Below are 25,817 nucleotides of genomic sequence, written 5' to 3'. Positions count from 1 at the left end.
GCTGGGGGTCACGCGCCGACCGACGACCATTGGTCGCCGAGCCCTCGCGACACGCTGCACGACACGCCGGGGCCGGGCTTCGGCGGCGGACCAACGGTCGTCCGTCGGCGGCCCGGCCTCAGACTCGGGGGCGGTCGAGCCGCTCGGCGGCGTCGCGGAGCACCTGGGCGACGCGTGAGCCGAACCGCTCGCCGGGGGTCGGCTCGCTGTCGACCTGCCGGCCCAGCTCGTCGGCCTCCGCCTGCGCCGCCGCCCTGACCTCGGGGTCCTCGGAATCGAGCCGAGCCGCGAGCGCCGCCACCTGACGCACCGCGTCGCCGACCGCGGCCACCATCGAGGCCGGTGACGCCGTCAGCTCCTCGGGCGTGCGCCCGGTGCGCTGGGCGACCCACCGTGTCCCGGGGCCGTATGCCGTCTCGTCGGGTTCGGTGCTCATGTCTCTTCCTGCTCGTCGTCGGTGCGCACCCCGAGGAGGTCGCCCGCGTCGCGCTCGCCTCTGGCCACGGCTGCGAGGTCCTCCAGCGAGGTGACGACGTGGCCGGCCTCGGGATGGGCGGTCAGGGCGAGGCCGGTGGAGCAGCCCCAGACCTCGTCGCCGACGCGGTAGCCGACGAGGGGCACGCCGGCATCGGCCAGGTCGACGTTCACGTCGGCGAGGGCCGGGTCGTCGAGGGTCACGAGCACTCCGAGCGTCCCTGCCGCCGAACGACTCGGCGGGTCGAGGGGGTTGCCCGTCAGGTCGAGCACCTGCAGACCGTCCAGGGCGATGACGGCTGACGCGTCGCGGATCCTGTTGCGGCGCAACGCCACGACCTGCAGGGGCAGGCCGGCAACCGGGGAGACGTCGGAGAGGTCACTGTTCTCGACGGCGAGCACGTGGAGCCCTTTCAGGAACGACAGGACCGAATAGTCGCCGACGTCGCAGGCGATCAGCGACAGGGTCTCGAGACCTGTGAAGCGCTCGAGCCCGTCGAGGGAGCGCGCGTGCGACACGATGAGGTCGACGACCTCGCCCGGTGCGGTCCCCGGAGCGACCGCACCGGCCTCGACGAGCTCGGCGAGCGCCCGGTCCACGTCGGTCGTCATGCGCCGGTCTCCGCCGCGACCGCAGCGGACGACGCCGCGAAGTTGGCCTGGATCCGTTGCCAGTTGAGGCGCTGGCGGAAGGCGAGCTGCGCCACCGTGAGGGCTGCGTCCTCACCGCTCTCGAGCCGGAAGAGCATGCCGACGGGCTGGCTCAGGGCGCTCTCGGGGATCATTCCGACGCCGCCGTCCCAGACGCGCCCGGGCAGCTGGGACTGCAGGTGCTGGATGTATGCCAGCGGCCCGAGGCCGTTCTGCGCGTTGAACTCGTTGCGAAGCCAGTCATGGAAGTCCTCCGTGCCCATCGTGCCGGTCATCGAGGTCGGGTCGGCCGGATCTCGGAACGCACCGACGTGCCCCGACATGCGCACCGTAGCCACCGTGCTGTCGGCCGCGCGCATGCCTCGTGGGGCGCGCGAGGTCGTGACGACGGGCGGGTGCAGCACGTAGCGGGTCGGCGACCGCAGCGTGTTGTGCGCGACGACCCACCGCAGGCCGTCGCGGATGTTGCCGGTGTTGGCGGTCTCGACGGCGGTCTCGATGACCCGGGGGATGAACCCCGTCGTGATCCACTCGTGGCTCGCGGGCTCGACGTTGCGGAAGAGCCGCTTGACGTAGTTCTTCGTCTCGGCGCTCGCGTTCCACACGGCGATGAACTGGGCCCACGTGACTCCGTTCGAGCTGCCGGGCGACACCATGGCGCGCAGGAAGGCGATGACGTCGCCGGCCCTGCTGATCGCCGTCCTGATGAGTGGGTTAACGACGTCGGCCGGGAGCCCGACGAACGACCCCCAGCGCCCACCGGACGCCGTGAAGGTCATCGTCTGGATCTGCCGCAGCAGTGCCGAGTTGTCCTCGGTCGTGATCGAGCGGTTCGCGACCCGGATCATCCGCGTCACCGTGTCGCTGCCCAGCACCCGCAGGAAGTCGGTGCGCACCGTGTGGGCAGGGTCGGGCGAGTCGGTCTCGAAGGCGTGGTTCTTGAAGGTGCCGGACGAGGCGGAGCGAGGGTTGCGCTGGCTGCCGACGAGGAACCACGGCAGCAGCTGTCGGTGCGTCGACGCCTGCCCCAGATAGCTGCGGGCTCCGTCGGTCGAGACCACGCTCGGCTCCCAGATCGGCGTCGTGCCGTCCGGCGCGAGCTTGGGCCGCGCGATGGTCGGCTCCCACTGCGAGGCCACGGTCGCCGCGTACTCCGTCCCGTGACCCTGGAGGTGCGAGGCGATGTCGCGGAGGTACTCGTCCGGGTCCTTCTCCTCGAACAGCTCGAAGCACTCGCGCAGGACGGAGGCGAGCCCTCGCTGCCGGGACTCGAGAGCGTTGTCGGACGGCGGCTCCTGGTCGTCCCGCGGGTCGCGGTTCGCTGCCTCGAAGGCCTGGGCCAGGGCGTCGGCATCGGCGTCCATCGACGTGAGCAGCCCGTCGAGCTCGGTCAGCTTGGCATCGGCGGCCGAGCGGTCCTCGACGTTCTCGATGGAGGAGAGCCGCCCCCGCCACTCGGCGGCCTTGTCACGGATCGCGGTCGGGGTCGAGGCCACCATGAGGGTGGCGTCGTTGCCGGAGCGGTCGATCCAGGTGCGGTGGGCCTCGTGGGCGGCGCTGAAGCGCACCGTCGTGCCGAGCTCGGTGTCGTCGTTGTGGCCGGCGTCCTCGGGGTCGCCTCCGATTCCCATGCGCGCCAACAGCGCCCGTCCCCGCTCGGCGAGGAAGCCGATGACGCGGTCCATGGCGGCATACACGACGGCCTGCATGCGGGTGATGACGTCGGCGATCTCGCCGGGCAGCCCACCGAGGTGCAGCAAGCCGGCGAGGAAGTCGATGACGGGCGGGATGAGGGAGGCGAGGGATCTCTCGACCGCGGCGGCGAGGCCGCCGATGTTGCCGGCGATGACGTCGGCCATTCCGTTGACGATCGCCTCGACGAACCGGAAGATCCGCGCCGCGTTGCGGAAGATCCACGAGCACACCTGGTAGATGAGGTCGATGGCCTGGGCGATGGCACCGACGGGGTTGAGCATCCCGATCACGCGCACGACGACCTGCTGGATGAGCGTCTCCACGAGGTACTGCACGGCCGCCTCGAGGATCATGTTCACGATGTTCTCGGGGGTCAGCTGCTCCTTGACGAGCTCGACGAGCCCCTCGGGCCCGCGCTCGATGAGGACCGAGACGAGCTGCCACGCGGCCTCGATGACGTCGACCGCCGTGGGCCCGATGTGCCGCACGAGGATCTCGCGGACGCGCGGCCACGTGACTCCCATGAGCTGGAGCGCGAAGGAGAAGAGCGACCGCGCAGAGAAGTCGCGGGGCATCGGGATCGGCGTCTCCAGCCCGGAGAAGAGCCAGTCCCAGAAGCCGTGCAGCACGTGCGTGCCGAAGTGGTCGAAGAACTGCTCGAAGCCCTGCTTGACCCCTGCGACGAGGTTGTTGATGAAGTTCTCGGGGTCGTCGGCGATGTCGGAGATGACCTGCTCGATGCGGGCGATCAACGCCCAGAAGGCTGCCGGCGGGATCCCGACGAGGCGGAGCAGCCCGTTGATGATGGCCCGCACCGGGTCGTCGATGAACTCCTCGATGGCGGCGACGACCCTCCCGATGAGGCCGCCCGCCTCGTCCCGGCGGGCCTGGGCCTCGGCGTGCACCTCGTTGACGGCCTGGACGGCTCTCTGGGAGACGTCGCGCACGAAGCTCGTCTGGGCGTCGGTGACCCGCTGGCTCAGCCCGTCGAGCATGCCGGCGAACCGCGCCCGCTCCTGCGCCGCCCACTCGGGGAACTCCTCCTCCATGGCCCGGAACGCCGTGTCGATGTCGTCGCGCGCGTGGTTGATGACGGCCTGCGCGGCGGCGACGACGCCGTTGACGTCGCTCGAGATGTCGGTGAGCAGCGTGCAGACGCCGTCGCCGAACTCGCGCTCGGCGCGGTTGTACTCGTCCGTCACCCAGTCGGGCAGCCCGCCGATGTAGTCGCCGACGGCGAGGATCGCGCCGCCGACCCCGGAGTGCCGGTCGTCGATCCAGCGCTTGACCCGGTCGAGCGTGTCGTGGAACTCCTGCGACAGCCGCGCGAGGCCGGCGTCCCAGCGGGCGATCGCGGTGCGGCTCAGCGGCTCGAGGAGGGCGTTGACCTGCGTCTGCGCCTGGTCGTAGATGCCTTGGGCGCGGGCGGAGACCGACTCGCGGGTCTGCTCCTCGGACGAGACCATGCCGCCCTGGGCGCCGCCGACGGCTCCGACGGTGCCGGACCGCGAGGCCCGCATGGCGGCGACCGCCTGCTGCTGGAGAGCAGCCATGTCGCCCTGGGCGGTGTCGATGGCCTGCTGCTGCTCGGCCTGGATCTGCTGGGGCGTCCGCTGCGCCGCCTCGCCGAGCTCGCCGCGCGCGGCCCGCGCCTCGGCGAACGGCCCGTCGGGGATCTCCTGCGTGACCCGGGTGTCGATGCCGGAGTCGGCGATGCGCTGGTCGGTCGCTGCGACGTCGGCGTCGAGGGACGTGTTCTCCGGCGGGATCGGGTCCGGCGCGGCCCCAGCGGCATCCACGCCCATCCCGGGCGACGTGGGCGAGGGCGCGGCGATCGGCCTCGGTGTCAGGGCGGGCGTGCCGGCGGGCGGTGCCGCCATCGCGTCGTAGCTGCTGCCCACCTCCGCGGTCTGCGTCTGCACCGAGCCGGTGATCGTGGCGCCGGCGGCCTGGGCCTCGTGGGTCGGGTCGGTCTCGAGGAGCGCGTCCTCGTCCTCGGGGCGGTTCTCCCGGATCGCGGTGCGGATGCGCTCGCACAGCGCGACGATCTCGGGGCTCGGCGCGGGCCGTTCGCCGAGCTCGGCGGCGAGCTCCTCGCGCGCCCGCGCAGCCGTCTCCGCCGCCGGCTCGGTCACGGCCCCGCGGGAGTCGGCGACGTTGGCGTCGGCGGTCGGCAGGTCGCGCGCCGCGCCCGCGGCGCTCCGCGCTCCCCCGGCGACCGACCCTCCGCGAGCTGCGGCCGCGGGGGTCAGGGTCGCGGGCGGCTCGGGCATGATCAGCTCGACCACCGGCGGCGCGGCCTCCCCCTCCGCCGTCGGCCCGCCCGCGTCACCGCCGGGTATGCCGTCCGCCACGGTCCCTCCATCGGCTCCCACCGCGCCCGCCCCGGCCACGGCCGCCGTGGCCTGCTCCGCGGTCTCACCGGTCGCCGGCGCCTCACCCGTGCGCGCGGCCGCCCCTTCGGCGACCGTGCTCGGCGAGGCAGGCTCCGGGACGGTGGCCGGCACCACGGTCGTGTCGGCCGGGGGTGCCGCCGGCGTGGGCGGGGCGGGTGGCACGAGCGGTGCGGGATCCCCGGTGACCGCACCGAAGAGGCCGCCCAGCGCGGCCCGGATCGCGGCGTCGAGCACGGAGAGCATCTCAGGGCTGTCGACGCCGTAGACCCCCGGCGCGAGGAAGAGGTCCTCGTCCGTGACGAAGGCTGGTGCGCCGGCGACCGGGGCGTCCGGGTGGACCCGGATGCCACTGACGTCGACCCCGAGCAGCCCGCGGTAGACCTCGGCGACCCGCGGCGTGAGAGGAAGTCCCGGCGGCACGGCGTCGCCGGGCAGGTGGATCGTCGCCTGCGCACCGCTCCGCGGCGCGTCGACGCCCTCTGGCGCCGACCAGCCGGCCTCCGCCGGGAGCGGTCGCAGGTCGACCCCCAGCGTCGTCCCGCGGAGCGTCACGGCCGGCCCCGCCAGGGGCTGCTCGGGCGCCCAGCCCTCGACCCGCCAGGTCGCCTCACCGAGGTGCAGGCCGAGCAGGCCGACCCGGGCTCGCATCTCCACGCTGCCGTCGAGCGACCCGTCGGACCGGAATCCGGCGCGCCCGGTCAGCTCGGTGAAGGGCGCCCGTCCACTGAGCACCACGGCACCACCGTCGACGCCCCACTCGGCCTGCACGGCCGACAGCCCACCGGCGGTCGTGGCGGGGTCGAGCGCGACCACGGCGGCATCGCCCAGCGGGCGCGGCACTCTCCCCAGCACCGGCTGTCCCGGGCCGACGGGCGACCGCGGCGCGACGGCATCCCGCGGCGACCGCGTCGAGCCGGCCCCGGCCCGCTCGGCGTCCGGGCCGGGCCCCGGTCCCGCCCGGGTCGTGACCGGTGTGCTCACCGCGGCACCGTCCGCCCCGCCTTCTCGAACTGACGACGGATGCCGTCGAGCAGGTGCGCGGTCGTGACGACCCGGCCGTTCGACGCGGCGAGGTAGGCCGCGTCGAGCGTCGCGTCACGGATCTGCGCACCGGTGAGCGGGTAGCGGCGCGCGAGGTCGTGCAGGTCGATCGCAGCGTCCATCGGCAGCGACGCGGGCGCGACTGCGGCCCAGAGCCGCTCGCGCTCGCCGGGCCCCGGTTCGGGGAACTCGACCATGACGTGTATGCGCCGCTGGAAGGCGGTGTCGATGTTGGCGAGCAGGTTCGAGGTGAGGACGACGATCCCGGGGTGCTGCTCGACCCGGGAGAGGAGGTAGGACACCTCCTGGTTGGCGTAGCGGTCGTGCGCGTCGCCGACCTCGGTGCGCGCCCCGAAGACCGCGTCCGCCTCGTCGAAGACGAGGACGCAGCGCTCGCGCGCTGCCCGCTCGAAGACCTTGGCGAGTGCCTTCTCCGTCTCCCCGATGTACTTCGACACGAGCGCCGAGAGGTCGACGAGGTATGCCGGGAGGCCGGCCGACGCTGCCAGTGCGGCCGCCGTCATCGTCTTCCCGGTCCCCGGAGGCCCGTGGAAGAGGGCGATGAGACCGCTCGCGTTGTCGTGGTGGGCGCCGAAGCCCCAGTCGTCGACGACGGTGTCGCGCTGGGTGATCCGGGCGGCCAGGTCGTCGATGCGGGTGCGGGCCGCCGCGGGCAGGACGACGTCGGACAGGGTGTGGACGGTCGTGAGCGGGCGGGCCGGGAAGTCCGCCGACGCGACCGGCACCTCCTCGGGCAGCCCCAGCAGCCAGGCGACGAGCGCCGGGTCGGGTCGCAGCAGGCCGGAGAGGTCTCCCGGCGGGTCGAGGGACAGCAGGCCTTGGGCACGGAGGCGACCCTGCGACGACAGCAGGACGGTCGCGTCGAGGCGGCCGCGGAACGACCGGGCGACGAGGGTGCGGGCGACCTCGCCGGTGAGTCCGACGACCGACGGGCGGTCCGTCAGGGCGCCGTACCGCACCGCGAAACGCTCGTCGACGAGGGGCGCCACGGCCGCGACGAGGACGACCGCCTCGGCCGCGGACAGGCCGGCGAGCGTCACGAGCTCGGCGAGCGGGCCGACCCCCGCGAAGCGCTCGAGCGACGGCAGTCCCTCACCGTCGCCCTCGATGCCGAGGGGTCGTCCCGCCGGCCCGCCTCGTCGTTCCTCGATGCGCACGGCGACGAGCGCGTCGAGCACCTCGAAGGCCGCTCGCAGCTCGGCGACCTGCGGCGGACCGCCCGCGGCGCGGGAGGTCCCGGACTGCGGCTCCGGCCCGGCTCTCATCGGAACCTCACGGAGACCGGCGGCGACCAGGGCAGCTTGAGCAGGCCGACCGGGTAGGGCAGGCGCGGCAGGAGCACGTCGAGCGGGTGGGTCGCCGCGGTCAGCAGCACCGGGTCGTGGTCGGTGTCGACCAGGCCGGCGCGCGCCACCCAGGACGCCCGGACGAAGGCCTCGCTCGAGCGCTCGAAGCCCGGCAGCAGGGCTGCGAAGCCGGCGAGCACGCCGCCCGCTGACTCGGCGATCTCACGGGCTCCGCTGAGCGGCATACGGACTCGGGGCCCGACGTCGTGACTGAGGGAGCGTCCGGCGAGGAGCCGGACGAGCGGGTCGTCGGCGAGCGTCGGGTCCTCGGGGTCGGCGACCGCGGCGAGGGCAGCCTCGCGCACGTCGACCGGGTCGAGAGCGGGGTGCAGCGCCTCGGCGCGACGGCAGTGGTCGGCCAGCCACGGGTAGAGCAGGACCAGCCCGGCAGCCCTGGTGAGGTCGACGAGCGCGACGGGGGCCCCGCTCTCCGGTGCGACCTGCGCGACGGCCGCGAGCCGGGCCAGCACCTCGGCCTCGTGGTGAGGACCGGTCGACCCGGTCGGTGGCGGCGTCTCGCGGCGCCCGGGCAGGCTTTCCGCGGGACCGGCGGCGGGCACCGAGGCGTCGGTGCCCGGAGCCCACAGCACCGGCGAGATCTCCGGCGCAGCGGCCGCGCGACCCGGAACCGTCTGAGATGCAAGGGCGCTCGTGAGTACCGCGATCACCGCGAGCCACTCGGGCTCGCTCATGCGCGCTCGCGCCTCAGCCGCCGACTGTGGGTCGGCGAGGGCCAGAACCGCAGCCGGGACGTCGACGGGGCCAGGCTCGGAAGCCGCGACCCACCGGCGGGCTGCGGCGACGACGTCGAGCGTCGAGCGCCCGGAGGGCGCCGTCGGTGACGGCGCTGCGTCGACGCCCGCCTCCGCGACCACCAGACCGCCCCGTCCGTCGGCGAGCACCTGCGTACGGATCGCGTCGGCCCACAACCACGCCAGCGTCTCGTCGTCGTAGTCGTCCACCGAGAGGTCGAGGGTCACCCGCACGTGGTCGAGGCGCACGTCGCCGACGTCGGCGAGCGCCCGGTCGAGGGCCGCAGGCAGCGTCGTGGCGGCGACGCGCGCGAGACGCTGGGCGCCCGGCCCGCGCAGGCGCAGCACGTCGACGGCCACGTCGGTCACGGCACCAGACCCCCGAGCTCGCGCAGCTGCGCGTCGAGCTGCCGACCGACGTCCTTCGAGACGCCTGCGGCCTTGACGAGCGTGCGCAGGGTGCCGAGCACCTCGAGCGTCGCCGCCGTCAGGGCGGCAGGGTCGGCTGCCTCCACCGCCTCCTCGGGGGTGTCGGGCGGGGCCACCGCCTGCGCGAGCTGGGCGTGGGCGCGGTCGGCCGCAGCGGCATACCTGCTGAAGCTGCGGTTGCGTGGGTTCGGCAGCGACCGCAGCGCGTCCGCCGTCGTACGCGCGAAGTCGGCCACCCCCTGGGCGAGCTCGCGGTCGACCTGGCCGGACGGCTTGACGACGACGCCGCCGATCCCACCGATCCCACCGATGCCGCCGATGCCGGGACCGCTGACGACGCCACCGCCGACGTGCGTTCCGACGTTCGGGTCGACGGCGATGACACCGCCGCCACCGACCTTGGGGTCGAGCCTGGTGCCGTCGCCGAACTTCGAGATGACATCGACCTTGCCCTCGAGGACGTCGATGCGGGTCTGCACCGTGTCGATGCGCTTGAAGCCCGACTCGAGCTCACCGAGGCGGTTCGTGATCGCCCCTGCGTCGAAGCTGCCGCGGAAGGACGTGAGGTCGGTCTGGAGCAGCGAGATGGTGCCACCGAGACCGGCCACCGACTGGTCGAGTGCGGTGAAGTGCGTCTGGAACCCTGTCGAGAGGCCGCGCAGCTCGGTCGCGGCGGCCATGGCCTCGGTCGCGGCGCCCACGGCGGCGGGCAGGGCAGAGCCGACGGTCCGGACGTTCTGGACCGTGGGGACGCGTCCGGTCGAGACGACGACACCGTTCGCGTCGGTACCGAGCACGACGGAGTCCGAGGCGGCGAAGCCGCCGGCGGGTGCGTAGCCGTCGAGCGTCAGGACCTCGCTCGCCGACATGACCCGGACGTCGGCGATGGCGCCCTGCCCGGCGATGAACCCGCCGAGCACTGTCTGGACGTCCGTCGCGTCGTGGCCGAGGAAGTCGGTCAGGGCGAACTCCTGCTCGCCCAGGACGTCGACGGGCTGCCGCTCGTAGACGACGTCGGGGCGCTCCCAGGTCTTGATCGGCGGGTTCCACACCGGCTCGCGCGGGTCGAAGACCCACTTCTGCCGCCACTTGTCGGGGATCTCCCTCGGCGGGAACACGATCTTGATGCACCGGTCCCCGACGCGGATCGAGCCGACGGGGCAGGCGACGGGTGGCTTGGGGTCACCGACCGGCGCGGGGTCGGGCGGCGCGAAGCCGGCGAGGAGGGCCTCGAGCTCGTCGCGGAACGCGCCGGCGGGGTCGGAGCACGAGCCGCCGAGGAAGGCCTCGGTGAAGCCGCGCGGAGGCTCCCACGCGTGCCGGTACGCGCAGTCGAAGACCCACGCGCTCGACACCTGGTGGACCCACCCGAGCACGACCCCCGGGCGCGTCGTGGCCCGGTCCCAGGTGAGCGCCAGCAGGGCGCGGACGCGCAACAGGTCGAGGGTCGCGAAGAGCACCATGTTGAGCCAGCCGCACTTGTAGCCCCTGATGCCCGCCGTGTCGGTGCTCGCGATCGACGTGGCCTGGAGCTTGGCGATGAGGGCGGGGTCGACGAGAGGCTGGGTGCCGTTGGTGAGCCGGGCTGCGATGGCGTTGCGCAGCGTCGGGTAGGAGTTGACGGGCGTCGAGTCGAGCGCGAGGCGGATCGGCTCGACGGTGAGCAGCGGCTCGGCCGCGAAGTCCATCCGCGTGCCGGTGACCCGACCGGCGACGACCCGCAGCGCCACGGCCCGGGTGTGCAGCTCGGCGTGGCCGGCACAGCCCGACTCGCCGCAGTCCGGAGTCGGTTCGACGGTGTCGGTCGCCTCGAGGACGACGCTGAAGCCGCCGGGTGCCGCATCGACGAAGTCGTAGGCCACCGACTCGGCGACGGGTGGCAGGGGCAGCGTCTGTTCCGCCCCGAGGAGCAGCGGCTCGCCCCGCTGGTCGATCGCGAGACCCGGCCCGACCGTCAGGGTCGTCGGCGTCGACACGGTGCCGCCCAGTCCGGCGTTGACGCCGAAGCCGACGAGGCGCCCGACGAGGCGGTCGCGCTGGTGGAGGAAGTCCCTGAGGTCGTTGAGCTCGGCCTCGGTGAGGGTCTGGCCGTCCACGAAGACGGGGTACTGGTTGTCTGCCATCGCTGGTTTCCCTTCGGGACTCACGTCGTCGAATCGGTCGGCAGGAGGCCGACGCCGAGGCGGTCGACGCCTCGGCCGGCGTCGATGCACTCGTAGAGGTGGATGCCGCTCGCGTGGCTCACGACCGACACGACGGAGCACAGGAGTGCGTTCAGGTCGGCCTGCTGCTGCTGGACGGCGATGGCGTATGCCGTCACCTCGTCCGCGGTCGGCGTGGCCGGGAGCGTCGGCGGGGAGGCGAGCACCGCGAGGTCGGTGAAGACGGCCGGGTCGGTGAAGCAGACGCGCAGGTCGACGTGGGCGGGGGCGTAGCGGCGCACGAAGTCGACGGCCTCCTCGCGTCGCTCCCAGTCGACGAAGCCCTTCGCCGTCGACGGGTCGCCGGTGCTGGGCACCGGGACGCTCGTCGGGACGAAGAGGGTCGCGGTGTAGGGCTCGGCCGTGAGCCCGTTGCCCGGCGCCTTGAAGTGCTCGAGCAGGTAGGGCCTGCCGGATGCGGGCAGGTCGAACCACAGGCAGAACCAGCTGAGGAAGCCGCGCGGCGTGCCGCGGCGTCGCCACAGCCGGGTGCAGCGGGCCAGGAGCTCGCGGCGCTGCTGGAGGCCCCGCTCGGTGCCCGGCCAGCTCGTCGGGAAGGTGATGCTCGCCCAACGGGCGACCTCGTCGTAGGTCGCGAGGTGGTGCGCGAGCAGGGCATCCGCACCCGCGTCGAGCGGCAGGTCGGCCGGCCAGCGCAGCGTCGCGTCGGGGCCGAGCGCCGTGAGCAGGTCCTCGAGGTGCTCGACCACGGCGTGGCTGAGCTCGTCGGCGAGGCCGAGGTAGGCGTCGACCTGCGCGAACGAGCCCTCGTCCTCCTGGTAGACGGCAGGCAGCTGCGACGCCAGACGGGTGTGGTCGGGTCCGCGCGCGGGGGCGGTGGCCGGTCCGGCGCTACGCATCGCCGCACCGGCTCGTCAGCGAGAAGCGCACCCGGATGCAGCGGGCGTCGGCGAGCCGGGGCACCGCGTTGCTCGGGATCGGGAGGTAGCCGTGGCTGGCAGGGATGAAGTCGGGGTCACCGTCGACCTTCATCGCGAGGTCCTCGACGCCGCGCACGAGGGGGTTGCCGACGATCGCCTCGACGACCTCGGTGAAGCGCACGGATGCGCCGGGCACCCATCCGAGGGTGGGCTGGTCGTGGCGGGGCCAGGGGCCGTCGACGACCGGCGCCGGCGTGGGAGCGAACGTCTCGGGTCGACCGCGCTCGAAGAAGGCGACGATCCGGGCCCGAGCGTCCTCGATGACGGCCTCGCGGTCGGCGCCGACCTCGCTGACGAGGGTGGCCTGGACGAGGACGGGCGCCCGCTCGAGGAGGCTCGCGCCGACCTCGTCGCAGATGACGCGCCGCGGCTCGAGGTCGTCGACGTCGTCGCGCCAGTCGGGGAACGGCGCGCCGGCCTCGGGTCCGACGGCTGTCGTCAGCACGTCGCGAAGGAAGGCGGCTCGTCGTGGCGCGGTGGTGAGCTCGGTGCGGCTCTCGACGACGAGGGTCAGGGCGACGGCGTGCTCGTCGACCGCGACGGACGGGATGGCGTCGGTCGGCAGCCCGTTCCACGCGATGCCGGGCAGCCGCCCCGTGACCGTCCACGCGCGCACGACGTCCGGGTGGGACCGCGCGCGACGGGCGTAGTCGTCGGCCGTCACCGGCTCGCACGTCAGGGCCTGCACCGGGTGCGGCGGCCACACGAGGGACCGGCCCTGCTCGTCCTCGAGGTCCTCGGGGAGCAGCCCGGCCACCTGTGGGGCTGCGGCGACGGCATACGTCGTCTCGTCGGTGTCGAGCCCGGCCAGGGCGAGGGCGGCACGGGTCGCCGCGAGCGTGTCGGAGGTCGTCGTGCGCACGGCGTCCAGGTGGCCGGAGAGGACCTCGCGCGACAGCCGTCGCCGCTCGCGGCGCACGAGGGCGACGACCTCCTCGTCCCAGAGCGGCAGGGACCAGGCGAGCTCGGCGGCGGCCGCGACGTCGATGGCTCCGACGTCGAGGGGCGAATCCGGGTCGGAGCGACGTGGTGCGGCCGCGGCAGCGGCGGCGTGCGCCGACGCGACGGCGGTGGCGACGACCCCGGCCTGCTCCTGCGCCACCTGCCGCACGAGCCGGGTGCGCATCAGGGCGACGACCGCCGGGCGGTCCCCGGGACGGAACGCGCTCGCCCAGGGCTCGGTCGAGAGCAGCGCGACGGCGTCGGCGCGCGAGCGGCTCGCACGGACGAGGGGCTCGAGCACCGTCGCGGACGTCGCGGGACTCGCGAGGGCGTCGGCGACTGCCGACAGCGGCGCGAGGTCGGCGGGCGTCAGCGCGGGGTCGGACGGGTCGGCCTCGGGATCCCACCGGCCGGCGGGAAGCGTTGCGTGCCAGTGCCGTCCGGCGTCGGCGTCCCACGCACGCACCTCGAGCGGCCAGCCGTCGAGGTGGCGCTCGGCCGTCCGGTAGTGCAGGTCGGCGAGGCCGTAGGCCAGGACCTCGAGCAGGGTGATGCCGGGGTCGGCGGCGTTGTGGTCGGTCCACGCGGGCGTGGCGGTCGCCGTGAGGTGGTCGACCATGTGGGCGCGCACGGTCTCCCAGTCCGCGTCGGGTGCGACCGGCACGAAGCGCGTGATCGGCGTGACCTGCGGGGTGGACGGCCCGGTGGCCGGTTGCGCACTCACAGCTGCTCCTCGCACGAGAGGTGGTGGTCGCCGGACGAGCAGTACAGCCCGCGGCACGGGTCGACGGTGACCACCTCGACGGAGCCGCCCGACCCGTCGTGGAGGTCGAAGTCGAGGACGACGTCGACGTCGGGCTGGCGCTCGAGGAAGGCGATGAGCGTCGACGCGTAGAGGTCACGGCCCCAGCGGACGGGCACGGTGCCGGTGGGGTGCAGCACCCGCTCGAGGGCGCCCGTGACGGCCTGGCTGCCGGTGAGGGCCGCGACGCCGCTGCGGAGCCGGATCGAGGCGACGACGGTGACGGGCCGGTAGTCCGGGCAGAGCACGTGTAGCGTCGCGCCGATGGGGGCGCGCGGCTGGACGAGGTCGATGACCCGGCCCGCGAGGCTCACGGACGGGCGGGGCGCGACGTCGAGCGGCCGGTCCGGCACGACGACGATGCCGACGTGTCCGGGGGCCCGCAGCCCGTCGCTGCCGGTGTGCGGCAGGCAGAGCACGGCCGCGACCTCGGGGAGGGCGAGCGCGACGTGCTGCTCGAGGTCCCACGGGGTCAGGGCCCGGTCGCGGTGGCGCACCCGCGCCGAGGCCCGCGCGAGGTAGGCCGCGTCGGTCTCCGGTGCCCGACCGCGCACGGAGGCGAGGTTGGTGACCTTCTTGACGCCGGGGACGGGTGCGAGGGTGCCCTTGATCGTGCCGACCGGGAGCGCCTCCGCGGAGCTGGGGTCGAGGCCGGGATCGACCGCCCCCGAGACGAACTCGGCGACGACGGCGTCGACGACGACGGCGAGCAGGACGCCGAGCCGTCCCGGCACGACGGTCTCGATCCGCACCCAGCGCCCGGTGTCGGCCGAGAGGTCGTCGCAGCCGACGGCCCACGTGCGCGGGGCGACGAAGCGGAGCAGGCCGGCCTCGCGGAGCTGGCGCGAGCCGTCGGCGACGGCGAGGGGCGACCACGTCGTGCCGTCCCAGAACTGCCACGAGGCCGGGGCCGTGTCCGAGCTGCCGCACGGCGCGGCGGAGTCGACGTCGAGGTAGAGGGAGACGCTCGACCCGAGGGCGGCTGCGGGCAGCTCAAGCCCGATGGCGACCATGGCCGTCGCGCCGAGGTCGGACACGACGAGCCGGAAGGGCGTGAAACGGCCGGCGGCGCCACCGACGCGGCGCTGCCGGCGCCAGCCGCTGCTCGACTCGACGAGCGTGGCCTCGACCGGGGTCGTCGTGTAGCGCACCGTCACGGCGGAGGCGATGGGCGGCACCGGCACGGGCGGCATCGTCGGCTTGGGACCCGTGCCCGCCACGGCCCGGGTCGCGAAGTCGGCGACCTTGGCCTGGTAGTCCGTCCAGCCGAAGTCGCCCTGGGCGAGGAAGGCGCGCAGGTAGTGGCCGGGCTGTCCCGCGACGGCGAACGTCTCCGAGGCGACGGCCGACCCGCTGACGGGGGCCGACAGGGTGGCGAAGCTCGAGGACGGGGAGCCGACCGGCTTCCAGGCGCCGTCCTCGCGGCGCTGCCAGACGACCGACGGTGTGGTGGTCGTCGACACGGCGCCGTAGATCGAGGTCCACTGCGACTCGACCGACGCATACTGCGTCCCGAGGATCGACTTGATGCTGAGCAGCTGCGTCTTCAGGCTGTCGGCGAGCCAGACGGGGATGCCCGTGCCGCCGGCGGACGACGAGAGCGGCGCGCCGCCCTCCTGCATCACCTGGACCGCGACCTCGACGGTGGCGAGCGCCTTGCCGAACGCCTCGTCCGAGCGCACGTAGAACGCGTCGCCACGCTTCGCGACGGCCCCGAACGGCTGGAACTCCTTGGTGACGTCGACCGCGCCGTCGTTGTAGAAGGCGGCCTCGGGGACGTATGCCGTCCGGTTCGTCACGCGGACCGTGGCCCCGGTGAACGAGAAGGCCACAGGCACGGCCTTTCCCGCCGCGACGACGCCCTCGATCCAGGGCACCTCCCCCTCGGGGGCCCCGCAGCCACCGGTCAGCGTCACCGTGACGGTCGAGCCCGAGACCGTGCCGCCCGTCGTCTGGCTCGTCGTGCCGTCGGCGCGCGACCAGCGCCAGACCATCGTGGACAGGCCGTCCGCACCGTCCGCACCGGTGAAGGAGAGCTCGGCCGTGAGGTCACCCCCGTCGAAGACGAGCGCGGGCGAGTGGACGCGCAGGGAGTGTGTGGCCTCCGGCCCGACCGACGGACGCAGCGGGAAGGCGGGCGCCGCCCCGGCGACCCCGTGGGCCAGCTCCGGGTCGCCGGGGGCGAAGGACCGCACGCCGGTCAGGACCGCGCCGTGCGCCGTCAACGCGTCGAGGGTGACGTAGCGGCGCTCGTTGCCGAAGGCGTCCTTGCCGCCGCGCAGGCGCGTGCCCCGGGGTAGCACCGCGGGCGCCGCCTTGGGGTCGACCGTCGCGTGCGCGACGACGCGGTCGGGCAGCGCGGGCAGGCGACCGATCTCGAGGACGTCCTCGAGCCAGGCCCGGCGGGTCCGCTCCGGCAGGGTCGCGAGGTGCGCGTCGAGGGCGGCGTACTCCGCGGCCACGGCGGCGAGGAGCTCCCGGTCGGGCGTCCCGGCGGGTGAGGGCACGGTCGCGCCGTCCGGTGCGGTCGCGAACAGCACGTCGGCCCAGGTGTCGTCGGCGTCGTAGGGCGCCAGCCGCGCGGCGGCCGCCATCGCGGCGACGACCTGCTCCGGGGTGCGCCCACCCGCGGTCATGACGCACCCGCGAGGTAGAAGGGCACGACGAGACTCGTCGGCCGCCGGTGCCGGTCGATGCGGAACTCGATGGTGACGTCGACGCGGTCGTCCGCCTCGCCGGCGGGCACCGCCTGGACGGCGTCGACGATGACGCGAGGTTCGCCGAGCACGAGCGCACGGCGGACGTCGTCGGCGAGCCGGTGGCAGGCCTCCGACGTGCGCGGCTCGAAGACGTAGCGGTCGACGCCCGCGCCGAGGTCGGGTCGCATGACGCGGCTGCCGATCATGGTGCGCAGGAGCAGGACGAGGGCCTCACCCACGTGCTCGGCGCCGTCGTTCGTCACGAGGTCGACGGGCCCGGTGCCGCCGGTGCCGCCGACGCCGGTGCGCTCCCAGCGCGGCGGGAACGCCCATCCTCGCCCGACCTGCGGGTAGTCGTCGGTGGTCATCCGATCACCACCGTCGGGCTGCCCACGACGACGGACGCGCCACAGCCGCAGGCGTCGCCGGCCCGCAGAGCGGGCCGGCCCTGCACGAGGACGGTCGCCGAGCCCGCGACGAACGGGCTGGCCGGGACGTGCGAGGGCGGCGGGATGACGCAGGCGTGCATGTCGCCGACGACGGCGGCCGGCATACCGGCGATGAGCACGGTCGCGACGCCCGGTCCGACGACCGTGCCCCCGTGCGCCGTGGTGTCACCGACGCGTGCTGCCCCCGGCATGTCTCCTCCTCGTTGGCTCTGTCGTTGGTCTGGTGGTCTGGACCGGATGGCGTCCGGCTAGTTGATGGTGACGAGAGATCCCTTGAGCCCCAGCGACCCCGAGGCCTTGACGTCGAGGGTCGCCGAGCTCTCGATGCTCGACGGGCCCGATGCCTTGGCCGCGAGCTTGAGCGAGTCGAGCGAGATGGTCCCGGAGGACGACGAGAGGGTGATGTCGCCCTTCGCCGCCGTCAGCTCGATGCCGTCGGCGGACAGGCGGATCGCGTTGCCGCTGTCCTGGTGGGTGATGACGACCTCGGAGTTCTTGTCGGACAGCACGATCGAGTGCCCCTTGCCGGTCTTGACCGTGACCGCGCTCGCATCCCCGTCCTCGAGGCGCACGGTGTGCTGGTCGGGCGAGACGAGGGCGCGCACGGCGTTCGTGTCCGCGTCGACGGTGAAGGGCGGCTGCTGGCTGCCGTTGTAGAGGGAGCCGAGGACGACGGGGTGTGCCGGGTCGCCGCCGACGAAGCCCACGAGCACCTCCTGCCCCACCGCCGGCACGATGACGGCCCCGTAGCCGTCGCCGGCGTCGACGTTCGAGAGTCGGGCCCAGACGCCGTCGCCGCCGTCGGTGCGCCACGGCAGGCGCACCTTGACGCGGTTGAGCGACGCGGGGTCGTCGAGCGCCTCGACGAGGCCGATCCCGAGCGAGGGGCCCCGGTCGCCGGAGCGGGCCGACCCGTCGTCGGCCCCTGCGCGCGGCACGAGCCGCGGCGGCGAGCCCACCTGGAACTCGGTGACGTAGCCCTGGGCCGAGAGCCGGTGGCGGGCGGCCGAGACGTAGTGCGGGCCGGCCATGCGCCGTCCGACGCCGGCGAGGGAGAGCCAGCCGTCACAGCGCAGGCCGGGCTCGCCCTGCACGACCCCGGTGCCGTGGATGTGCCCGAGCGCCGAGCGACGTTGGGCAGCAACGGCCCTCGCGTCCGCCTCGTCGGAGGCGGCGACCGCGTCCGACTCGACGCGCTCGTCGCGCAGTGGCCACCCGGCGTCGGCGACAGCGGTCGAGTGGGTCGGCCGGTCACCGACGTCGATGCCGGCCGCGCTCGCGCTCTGCTCGCTCTCGGTCGCCTCGGCGGCGTCGACGTCCCAGCCGACCCCGGTGGCACCCTCGATGGAGCGGGTGAGGTCCTGGGTGAGGTGGAGCTCGACGATCGACCGGGTCCAGTCGAGCTCGAGCGGGTCCTCGGCGACGGACGGCGGACGGAGCACCAGCTTCGTGCCGCGGACGAAGACGACCCAGCCGAGCTCGCTCGCCCGGCGGGTCAGCGCGTCCCAGTCGCTGACCCGGTCGCTCGCCCAGAAGGGATGGCTCACGCCGTCGGCCGCGTCCGTCTCGAGGGAGTAGTCGGCGGCGAGCGCCGAGGCGATGTCGGCGTCGGTGACGTCGGCGAGCTGGCGTGACCGCGGGGGGTGGTCCATGAGCACCGAGCGCGAGCGGCCCTCGACCCGGAGCACCGGAGGACTGCCGCTCGGGAAGTGCGTCGTCAGGGAGGCGATGACACCGTCGAAGACCTCCGTGAGGTCCGAGTGGTAGCCGAGGGAGACCGCGATGCCCGCCCCGGGCGTGAACGGGCCGTCGTCGCTGTGCCGCACGGCGCGCTGGTCGGCGTCCCAGTTCTGGACGAGCAGGGTGAGGCGTCCGTGCCGCCCGACCTCCTCGTGCACCTCCACCTCGACGACGTCCGCTGCGACGAGCGGCTCGAGGGCCGACCCGCCGACCCGCACCTCGAAGGCCGGACGGTCGCGCTGGGTCGTCGGCGTGGTCATCGGCGGGTCCCCAGCGGCGGGAGCAGGAGCAGCTGCCCGGTGGTGAGTCCGCGCGGGTTCGTCAGCCGGTTGGCGGCGGCGAGCGGGCGCCAGTAGGCCGGGTCGCCGTAGACGCGGGCCGCGATGGCGTCGAGGGCGTCGCCGTCCGTGACGAGCCAGGTCTGGTAGAGGTCCGGCGAGGCCGGCCGGTCCTCGGCGGCGACCTCTTGGGGCGACAGCGCCTCCTTGAGGGAGAGCTTGACCGTCGCCCGCAGCGGCTCCCCCGCCCGGTCGAAGAGCTTGTACGTCACGTCGGCCTGGGTGAGGATGCCGCGGAAGCTGAACCGCCCCCAGTAGCAGTGCACGTAGTAGGGCTGGTGCGTGTCGCCCTGGAACTTCGTCAGGGCGAGCAGCGCCTCGAGCAGGTCACCGATGCCGCCGGGCTCGCCGACGACGCCGGTGCCGTCGAGGAGCAGGTCGACCTGCACCTGGTCGGGCTCGCCGCCGCTGAAGGACTGCTGCGGCGCGGACGTCCCGGCCGACTGGGTCGCCTGGTAGAGGTTCTTGCGCGAGAAGGACAGCTCGGTCGGGTTGAGCAGCGCCTGCCATCGCAGCCCGGTGGGCTGCTCGAACTTCAGGTCGGCGTACGCGTCGATGGTCAGCTTGGTCAGCTGGGTGGCCGTGAGGTTCACCGGTCCCACTCCCGCCTCAGGACCTCGAGCACCCGCTCCACGGCGCGGCGGACGAGGGCCTCCATCGCGGCGTCACCGAGCGGTGCGTCGGGTGCCGGCCCGGCGGCATCCGTCCTCGGTGCGACGACGACCTCGGTGACGATCTCGCTGATGACGACGGGCACTCAGACCACCTTCTTGAGGACGAGCCCGTGGTGGGCGATCTCGACGGCCTCGACGGCGACGGCCGAGCTCTGGGCGTCGAGGTCGGGGCCGGTGAGCTTGACGGGCCAGCCCCGGGTGAAGGCCCACACGCGGACCGGCGCGAGGGCACCCTCGACGGTGCTCATGAGCACGACGGTCCCGTCGCGCGGGGTGACGACGCCCGTGACGTGGAACTCGTAGAACCAGTCCCACAGCTCCTGGAGCGGACCCGCGCCCTGGTTGAGGACGAGGTTGGGGAAGGACGCGCGCGTCGGGAAGCGGTGGGCGAAGCGGTTCTCCCCGCCCTCCTGGTACTCCTCGACGGCGACCTCACCCGCGAGCCCGGTGCACTTGCTGAAGCTGACGGACGCGAGCCCGTCGATGGCCAGCACGAAGTGCGCCGTCGTGAACGGCACGAGCGCGGGTGAGGCGAGCGGGAGCATCGGCTACTTCGCCTCGATCTCGATGCCTTCGCAGGCGAACTCGACCGACTCGATGGCGACGTCGGTGCCGGTCGCCTTGAGCCCGGGGCCCTCGATCTTGACCGGCCAGGCCTCCTTGATCTTCCACGTCATGACCGGCTCGCGCTCCTCGTTGAGGAGGCTGACCGTGACGTCACGACGCTCGACCGCGCCGATGGTGATGGAGTTGTACCACTCGAAGAGCCCGTTGCCGGCCTCCGTCGGGGCGATGCCGCGCTTGAGCGTCACGTTGGAGAACTTGCGCAGTCCGGGCTGCTTGCGCGTCGAGAACTGCGGGTCGGCGCCGCCGCGGTACTCGACGACCTCGGCCTCCATCGTCAGCCCGCTCACCTCCGAGAAGCTCGAGGTCTGCTGGCGGTCGCCCCAGCTCACGGTGAAGTGCAGGGTGGTCATGGGATACATGTCAGGCTCCTTGGCTCACAAGAGGATTCACGCGATGGGCGCACGCTGGTCACGGCGGGTCACTCGGACAGCCGCTTGTGGCTGAAGCGGAAGACGACGAACTCGGCGGGCTTGGCCGGCGCGATGGCGACCTCGGTGATGATGAGCCCGAGGTCGATGTCCGTCTCGGTCATCGTCTCGCCGAGCCCGACGCGCACGCGGTAGGCCTGCTCGGGCTTCGTGCCCGCGAGCGCCCCGGCCCGCCACTGCTGGTCGAGGAAGTTCTCGACCGAGACCTTGACGCGGATCCAGGTCTGGGCGGTGTTGGGCTCGAAGACGACCCATTGCGTGGCCCGGTCGACGGACGTCTCGATCATGGTGAAGAGGCGTCGGACGTTGACGTAGCGCCACGTCGTGTCGTCGGTCGCGTTGCGGGCGCCCCACAGCCGGGTGCCTCGGCCCGGGAAGGCCCGGATGAGGTTGACCCCGCCGGGGTTGAGCAGGTCCTGCCGACGCTGGGTGTAGGCCTGTGAGAGCCCGACGATGCCGGTGACCGTCTCGTTGCCGGGTGCCTTGTGCACCCCGCGGAGGCGGTCGGTGCGCGCGAAGACCCCCGCGACGAAGCCCGACGGCGGCACGGTCGTGAAGCGGTCGATCGAGTCGGGGTCGACCGTGACGATCTGCAGGTGCGGGGCGTAGAGCGCGGCATACGTGCTCGAGAGGGTCGTGTTGCGCCACGACAGCAGGTCGGTGTCGTCGAGGTCCGGGGCGTCGACGATGGCGAAGCGTCGGAAGTTCTCGCAGTGCGTCACGACCTGGCCGACGAGGTCGGCCTGCAGGAGGGGGTCGTCGAGCGTGAGCGCGTCGGGGCAGATGACCATGGCGGGCTCGGCGACCTCCTCGAGCCGGGACAGGCCGGCGCGGAAGTCGTCGTTGGTCGGGGCCTTGTCGGCGCCGATCCGGTCGACGGCCGTGTAGAAGGGCGCGGACGCGAGCGACACGGCCGGTGCACCGCCCGCCCGGGCGGACACGGTGACGAGACCGGACACGCCGTTGACGACGTCGTCCTTGGCGAAGTACGCCGGGTGGTCCGGGCTCAGCGAGAGGCCGCCGAACGACTCGGCGAGGGCGCCGGCCACTGACACGGCGAGCGTGAACCGCGCGGCGACCACCGAGGCCGACTCGACCGCATACAGCGGGAAGCGCACCTGCGCGGCGTTGGAGACGGCGGTGCTCGCTGCGAAGCGCAGCACGTAGGTGTCTCCCCCGGCGGCGTCGACCGCGGTGACGGGCGCGAACGCCGTGCCGAGCCCCACCACGTCGCCGACACGCGGGGCCACGGCGCACCGGACGGCGATGCCGTCGTCGGCGTCGGCCTGGAGCGTGAACGTCGCGTCAGTGTACGTGTCGGTCGCGACGGGGGCGGGCGCGAGCGTGAAGCCGCCGGCCGTCCGGGTCGCGACGACGGCCGGGGTGGGACCGGCGCCGGTGAACGTCACCCTGGCCCCGGCGGGGAGGAAGCCGTATGCGTTGCCGACGTCAACGGCGGACAGCCCGGTGATGCCGAGGCCCGAGTCCGCGAGCAGCACCGCGGTGACCGGGGCGTTGACGGTAACCGGGCCGCTCGGGGCAGCCGTGGCGCCGACGACGACGAAGCGGTTCGTCTGCCACGACGCGGTGCGGCCGTCGCCGGTGGTGAGCCGGGCCGCCGCGTGCTCGGCGCCGCTCGCCGTGAGCTCGGACGCGATGGGCGCCGTGAGCGGACGGTCGAAGGCGAGGGCCGAGGCCGAGACGTTGAGCGAGGGCGGCGCCCCGGCGGGGGTGCCCGCGATCGTCGCCGTCGCGCGGTAGTCGGTGCGGCGCTGGACGAAGGCGGCGCCCGGGAGCGCGCCGAGGGACGCGTCGAGGGTCAGCGTGACGCCGCTGCCCGCGGTCGTGACGTCGGTGACGACCGCACTCGACCGGGTGCCGCTGGGCGCGACGGCGACGACGACGTCACCCTTCTTGAAGCCCTTGCCGGACGGGAGGAAGACCGAGGTGGCGGCCGCGGGCGCCGCGCTGGCGACGACCGAGCCGGCCGGGAGGGTGACGCCGGCGCTGGCGCTCCCGACCGTGATCGAGGTCGTCGTGAGAGCCGTGACGAGCGCGGTGGGCGGGGCGGCGACCGAGCCGCTCGTCGGCGCGGCGACGAGGGCGACCGTGTCACCGGGCTTGAGTCCTGCCGTCGAGGCGACGGCGATCGTGCCCCCGCCGCCACTCGCGATGGCACCCGTGGCCGACGTCGTCGTCGCGCGGTAGAAGGACCCCGACGCCGCGGACTCGTCGGCGGACACGGCGACCGTCAGGTCGTTGCCCCACGTCCCGGGCGAGCTCGCCTCGATGTCGAAGCTCTCGGTGCCGGAGACGTCGAACGCCGTCCACGAGGCGCCGGTCGACGGGTCGACGCGCACGATCCAGGCGGCCGGGCCGCCGTTCTCGAAGAAGCCGAAGACCGACTCGCCCGTGAAGCCACGGGACGTCGCCGACCCGAAGGTCCGCACGAAGTCGGCCCAGCCGGTGACGCGCGTCGGCTCCTTGACGGGACCCCGGCGCGTCGTGCCGAGCACGGCGACGACGCTCGTGGGGGCGGCTGCGATCGGCTGCGGCCCCGAGGGGACCTCCTCGACGTAGACGCCGGGTGAAAGGTAGGTCGTCACGGTGCCCTCCTCGGCTCGTGCTCACTTCGTGGTTCAGGTGGGGGTGCGGTTCGATGCGGTTCGGTTGAGGTGCGGTTCGGTGCAGGTGGTGCGGTCGCCCGGGGGTGCCGGGGTCAGGTCGTGTCGACGAGGTCGACGCGGGTGGCCGTCGTGCGGACGTCGACGGTGAGCGTGCGCAGCGGCTGGCCCCCGACGAGCACGTCGAGCGGGGTGAAGGCGGCGGTCCACTCGACGGGCGCCGACCGGTAGGTGCCGGGCGCGACCTCGGGGAGGGTGACGCTCGGCCTGGGGTTCGGTCCGGACGTGGCGCGTGCGGTGACGGTGGCACCGGTCCGCGGCGCTCCGGTCGACGGTGTCGTGAGGACGACGGTCAGGGTCGTCGGCACCGGGTGGACGGCGTGCTCGACCTCGTCGGCGTCGAGGCCGATGACGAGCGTCCGCGGCGGCCGGCCCGCGACCGGCGGCACCACGAGGACGTCGGCGAGCGCCCCGTCGGTGAGGGTCACGACGACCGTCGGCGGCGTCGCGGGCTCGCGCGCGTCGGCGCGGGCGCTGACGACGAGGACGTCGGGCAGCACGCGCAGGCTCCAGCCGGCCGGGGCACCCTCGAGGTGCGCCTCGAGCCCGCGCAGCCGCGCGCCCGTCGAGGCGTGGACGAGGCGCACCGTGTGACGCAGCGTCGTCGTCACGGTCGCGAGGTGCGGGGCCGCCGGCTGGACGCTCACGTCGCCCCCACCCAGTCGATGCGGTGCTCGCGGACCCGGCCGCGGCCGTCCCGCTCGAGGACCGGCACGGGCGCGACGTCGACCTCGTAGAAGAGCGCGAGCCGGCCCGGGCGCCCGAGCGACCCCCACACCTGGTTGCGCTCGTCGGCGGTCGGGGCGAGCAGGCGGATGCCGAGGCTCTCGACCTCGTCGGACAGCGGTGGCGCTAGCTCCGGCGGCCGCACGATCGGCGTCGTGTGGAAGGCCTGGACGACGCGGCCGAGCCGGGTCTGCGCCTCGTCGTGCTCGCCGATGTAGGTCACGAGGTAGGTCAGCTGGAGCGAGAGCGGGGCGCGGACGAGCCCGGTGAGCCCGTCGACGAGGGGCCGGTTGCGCAGGTGCGGGTGCTCGGCGACCGCGATGAGCGCGAGGACGCCCTTGGTGTCCGGCAGGGCGGTCTTGTCGCCCTGGGAGAGCGAGTGGAGCACGACCCACGAGCCGAGGTCGGGCGTCGCCCGGTGGACGACGTCGCGCAGCGCCTCGCTGACCTCGCGGATCACGGTCGCTCCCAACGCCGCGGGTCCACGCCGTCGTCGTCGAGGCGTGCCTCGACGATCCGCTCGATCTCGGCGAACGATCCCACGTAGGTCTCCTCGTCCGTGGCCATGTCGCGCACCCGGGCCCTGATGACGGCCGGGAGCGAGTCGACGTCGCGGGGCTCGGCCCACACGTCGATGAGGAATCGCCGCCTCCACGCTCGCATCACCAGGCCGTGACCCTTCTGCTCAGCCACGAGCGTCCCGGTCGCCGATCACCGACCGATCACCGCGACCCCCGCCCCCGATCACGACCCGATCACCCCGCACCCGTCGACAGGCCACTCGTGGCCCACCCGCACCCGTCGAGAGGCCGCTCGTGGCCCACGCGCACCCGTCGAGAGGCCACGACTGGCCGCCCCCGCCACGTCGAGTGGCCACGTCTGGCCGCCACCCCGGCGACACGGCATACGCCCTCGGTGCCCGTCAGGGCATGCGGTGGAGGCGGTCGAGCGCGCGGTCGACGATCTCGGCGAGCCGCACGACCTCGCGTCGGGCCCGCTCGAGCTCGGCGACGAGCGCGGCGACCGAGGCGGCCTGCCCGGCGTCGCCACGGGTGATCCGCGCGTAGAGCGCGACCGTCTCGGGCATCGGGTCGGCGCCGAGCTCGGCGAGCAGCGTCAGGCGGCACTGCTCGAACTGCCGCTCGACGAGGTCGTGCCGACCGGACGCGGCGTAGGCGCCCATGAGGTGGCGGTGGACGTCCTCGCGCAGCGGCTCGATGGCGAGCGCGAGCGCCCCGTAGCGGTCGACCGCCGCGACGTCGCCGCGCGTGCCGTGGTGCTGGACGAGGTAGTCGAGGGCGGTGAGGTAGAGGGTCTCGATGCGGTGGCGTGCGCCGAGCACCCACTCGTCGTCGCAGACCTCGACGAGGCGACCGCGGTGCAGCGCGACGGCGTCCTCGAGCCGTCGGACGTCGTCGTCCATGAGGTCGACGACGCTGCGTCGCAGCACAGGCGCGAGGAGGTCCTCGAAGCGCACGGCATCGACCGTCATCGGCACGCCCGGGCTCAGCGCGACCGACCGTCCACCGGAGCGGCCGACGAGCTCGACGCCCGTGCTCGCGCGCACCTCGGACTGCAGGCGCCAGACGGCCGTGTTGAGCCGGCGGCGGGCGGAGTCCTCCGGACAGTCGGAGAAGAGCTGGGCAGCCGCGACCGCGCGCCGGCGCCCCTCGCGCGGTGCGAGCGCGAGATAGGCGACGAGCACCGCGGCACCCGGCGACAGCGCCACGGGATCGTCTCCCGAGACGAGCGTCGGAGCAC

Annotated in this window: 21 protein-coding genes; all 21 read right to left on the bottom strand. The window is 73.9% G+C overall.

The window, feature by feature from the left end:
• Positions 1 to 118: 118 nt before the first annotated feature.
• Positions 119 to 436 (bottom strand): hypothetical protein, encoded by a 318-nt coding sequence (locus tag ASD90_RS10940; protein ID WP_056755800.1) that lies wholly within the window; start codon positions 434 to 436, stop codon positions 119 to 121.
• On the bottom strand, positions 433 to 1,086 hold the full coding sequence (locus ASD90_RS10935) for a leucine-rich repeat domain-containing protein (protein ID WP_056755799.1): 654 nt from the start codon (positions 1,084 to 1,086) through the stop codon (positions 433 to 435). Before ASD90_RS10935 ends, ASD90_RS10940 begins: the two co-directional genes overlap by 4 nt.
• Positions 1,083 to 6,197, bottom strand: coding sequence for a hypothetical protein (locus ASD90_RS10930; RefSeq protein WP_056755796.1), 5,115 nt, complete (start codon positions 6,195 to 6,197; stop codon positions 1,083 to 1,085). Before ASD90_RS10930 ends, ASD90_RS10935 begins: the two co-directional genes overlap by 4 nt.
• Positions 6,194 to 7,543 (bottom strand): ATP-binding protein, encoded by a 1,350-nt coding sequence (locus tag ASD90_RS10925; RefSeq protein ID WP_056755793.1) that lies wholly within the window; start codon positions 7,541 to 7,543, stop codon positions 6,194 to 6,196. Before ASD90_RS10925 ends, ASD90_RS10930 begins: the two co-directional genes overlap by 4 nt.
• On the bottom strand, positions 7,540 to 8,745 hold the full coding sequence (locus ASD90_RS23530; RefSeq protein WP_056755790.1) for a contractile injection system tape measure protein: 1,206 nt from the start codon (positions 8,743 to 8,745) through the stop codon (positions 7,540 to 7,542). The genes ASD90_RS10925 and ASD90_RS23530 overlap by 4 nt, the downstream gene beginning before the upstream one ends.
• A complete protein-coding gene (locus ASD90_RS10915) occupies positions 8,742 to 10,928 on the bottom strand; it encodes a hypothetical protein (protein ID WP_056755787.1) in 2,187 nt (728 codons plus the stop codon). Before ASD90_RS10915 ends, ASD90_RS23530 begins: the two co-directional genes overlap by 4 nt.
• 20 nt (positions 10,929 to 10,948) lie before the next feature.
• The gene (locus ASD90_RS10910; protein WP_056755784.1) at positions 10,949 to 11,866 is read right to left on the bottom strand and encodes a hypothetical protein; all 918 of its coding nucleotides are present in this window, start codon (positions 11,864 to 11,866) and stop codon (positions 10,949 to 10,951) included.
• Positions 11,859 to 13,613 (bottom strand): hypothetical protein, encoded by a 1,755-nt coding sequence (locus ASD90_RS10905; RefSeq protein WP_056755781.1) that lies wholly within the window; start codon positions 13,611 to 13,613, stop codon positions 11,859 to 11,861. Before ASD90_RS10905 ends, ASD90_RS10910 begins: the two co-directional genes overlap by 8 nt.
• The gene (locus tag ASD90_RS10900) at positions 13,610 to 16,327 is read right to left on the bottom strand and encodes a baseplate J/gp47 family protein (protein ID WP_056755779.1); all 2,718 of its coding nucleotides are present in this window, start codon (positions 16,325 to 16,327) and stop codon (positions 13,610 to 13,612) included. The genes ASD90_RS10905 and ASD90_RS10900 overlap by 4 nt, the downstream gene beginning before the upstream one ends.
• A complete protein-coding gene (locus ASD90_RS10895) occupies positions 16,324 to 16,758 on the bottom strand; it encodes a GPW/gp25 family protein (protein WP_056755776.1) in 435 nt (144 codons plus the stop codon). Before ASD90_RS10895 ends, ASD90_RS10900 begins: the two co-directional genes overlap by 4 nt.
• On the bottom strand, positions 16,755 to 17,030 hold the full coding sequence (locus ASD90_RS10890; RefSeq protein ID WP_056755773.1) for a PAAR domain-containing protein: 276 nt from the start codon (positions 17,028 to 17,030) through the stop codon (positions 16,755 to 16,757). The genes ASD90_RS10895 and ASD90_RS10890 overlap by 4 nt, the downstream gene beginning before the upstream one ends.
• A gap of 57 nt (positions 17,031 to 17,087) precedes the next feature.
• Positions 17,088 to 18,839 carry a phage baseplate assembly protein V gene (locus ASD90_RS10885; protein WP_056755770.1) on the bottom strand — a complete coding sequence of 584 codons (1,752 nt, stop codon included), beginning with the start codon at positions 18,837 to 18,839 and terminating at the stop codon, positions 17,088 to 17,090.
• Positions 18,836 to 19,510 carry a hypothetical protein gene (locus ASD90_RS10880; RefSeq protein ID WP_057585879.1) on the bottom strand — a complete coding sequence of 225 codons (675 nt, stop codon included), beginning with the start codon at positions 19,508 to 19,510 and terminating at the stop codon, positions 18,836 to 18,838. The genes ASD90_RS10885 and ASD90_RS10880 overlap by 4 nt, the downstream gene beginning before the upstream one ends.
• The gene (locus ASD90_RS23525; RefSeq protein WP_157610578.1) at positions 19,507 to 19,674 is read right to left on the bottom strand and encodes a DUF5908 family protein; all 168 of its coding nucleotides are present in this window, start codon (positions 19,672 to 19,674) and stop codon (positions 19,507 to 19,509) included. Before ASD90_RS23525 ends, ASD90_RS10880 begins: the two co-directional genes overlap by 4 nt.
• Complete coding sequence (locus tag ASD90_RS10875; RefSeq protein ID WP_056755764.1) at positions 19,675 to 20,136, bottom strand: phage tail protein; 462 nt, start codon at positions 20,134 to 20,136, stop codon at positions 19,675 to 19,677.
• Between the two features lie 3 nt (positions 20,137 to 20,139).
• Positions 20,140 to 20,577, bottom strand: coding sequence for a phage tail protein (locus ASD90_RS10870; RefSeq protein WP_056755757.1), 438 nt, complete (start codon positions 20,575 to 20,577; stop codon positions 20,140 to 20,142).
• A 59-nt stretch (positions 20,578 to 20,636) separates the two neighbouring features.
• Positions 20,637 to 23,252, bottom strand: a complete 2,616-nt coding sequence (locus ASD90_RS10865; protein WP_056755754.1) for a phage tail sheath subtilisin-like domain-containing protein — start codon at positions 23,250 to 23,252, stop codon at positions 20,637 to 20,639.
• 113 nt (positions 23,253 to 23,365) lie between these two features.
• Positions 23,366 to 23,977 (bottom strand): hypothetical protein, encoded by a 612-nt coding sequence (locus tag ASD90_RS10860; protein WP_056755751.1) that lies wholly within the window; start codon positions 23,975 to 23,977, stop codon positions 23,366 to 23,368.
• Complete coding sequence (locus ASD90_RS10855) at positions 23,974 to 24,516, bottom strand: Pvc16 family protein (protein ID WP_056755748.1); 543 nt, start codon at positions 24,514 to 24,516, stop codon at positions 23,974 to 23,976. The genes ASD90_RS10860 and ASD90_RS10855 overlap by 4 nt, the downstream gene beginning before the upstream one ends.
• Positions 24,513 to 24,749 carry a hypothetical protein gene (locus ASD90_RS23795; RefSeq protein ID WP_056755745.1) on the bottom strand — a complete coding sequence of 79 codons (237 nt, stop codon included), beginning with the start codon at positions 24,747 to 24,749 and terminating at the stop codon, positions 24,513 to 24,515. The genes ASD90_RS10855 and ASD90_RS23795 overlap by 4 nt, the downstream gene beginning before the upstream one ends.
• Positions 24,750 to 24,978: 229 nt before the next feature.
• Positions 24,979 to 25,785 carry a bacterial transcriptional activator domain-containing protein gene (locus ASD90_RS10845; RefSeq protein ID WP_056755741.1) on the bottom strand — a complete coding sequence of 269 codons (807 nt, stop codon included), beginning with the start codon at positions 25,783 to 25,785 and terminating at the stop codon, positions 24,979 to 24,981.
• Positions 25,786 to 25,817 lie beyond the last annotated feature (32 nt).

Origin of the sequence: Terrabacter sp. Root181, assembly GCF_001428505.1 — a bacterium.
Classification (GTDB): Bacteria; Actinomycetota; Actinomycetes; order Actinomycetales; family Dermatophilaceae; genus Terrabacter.
This window is presented reverse-complemented; position numbering and strand designations above follow the sequence as displayed.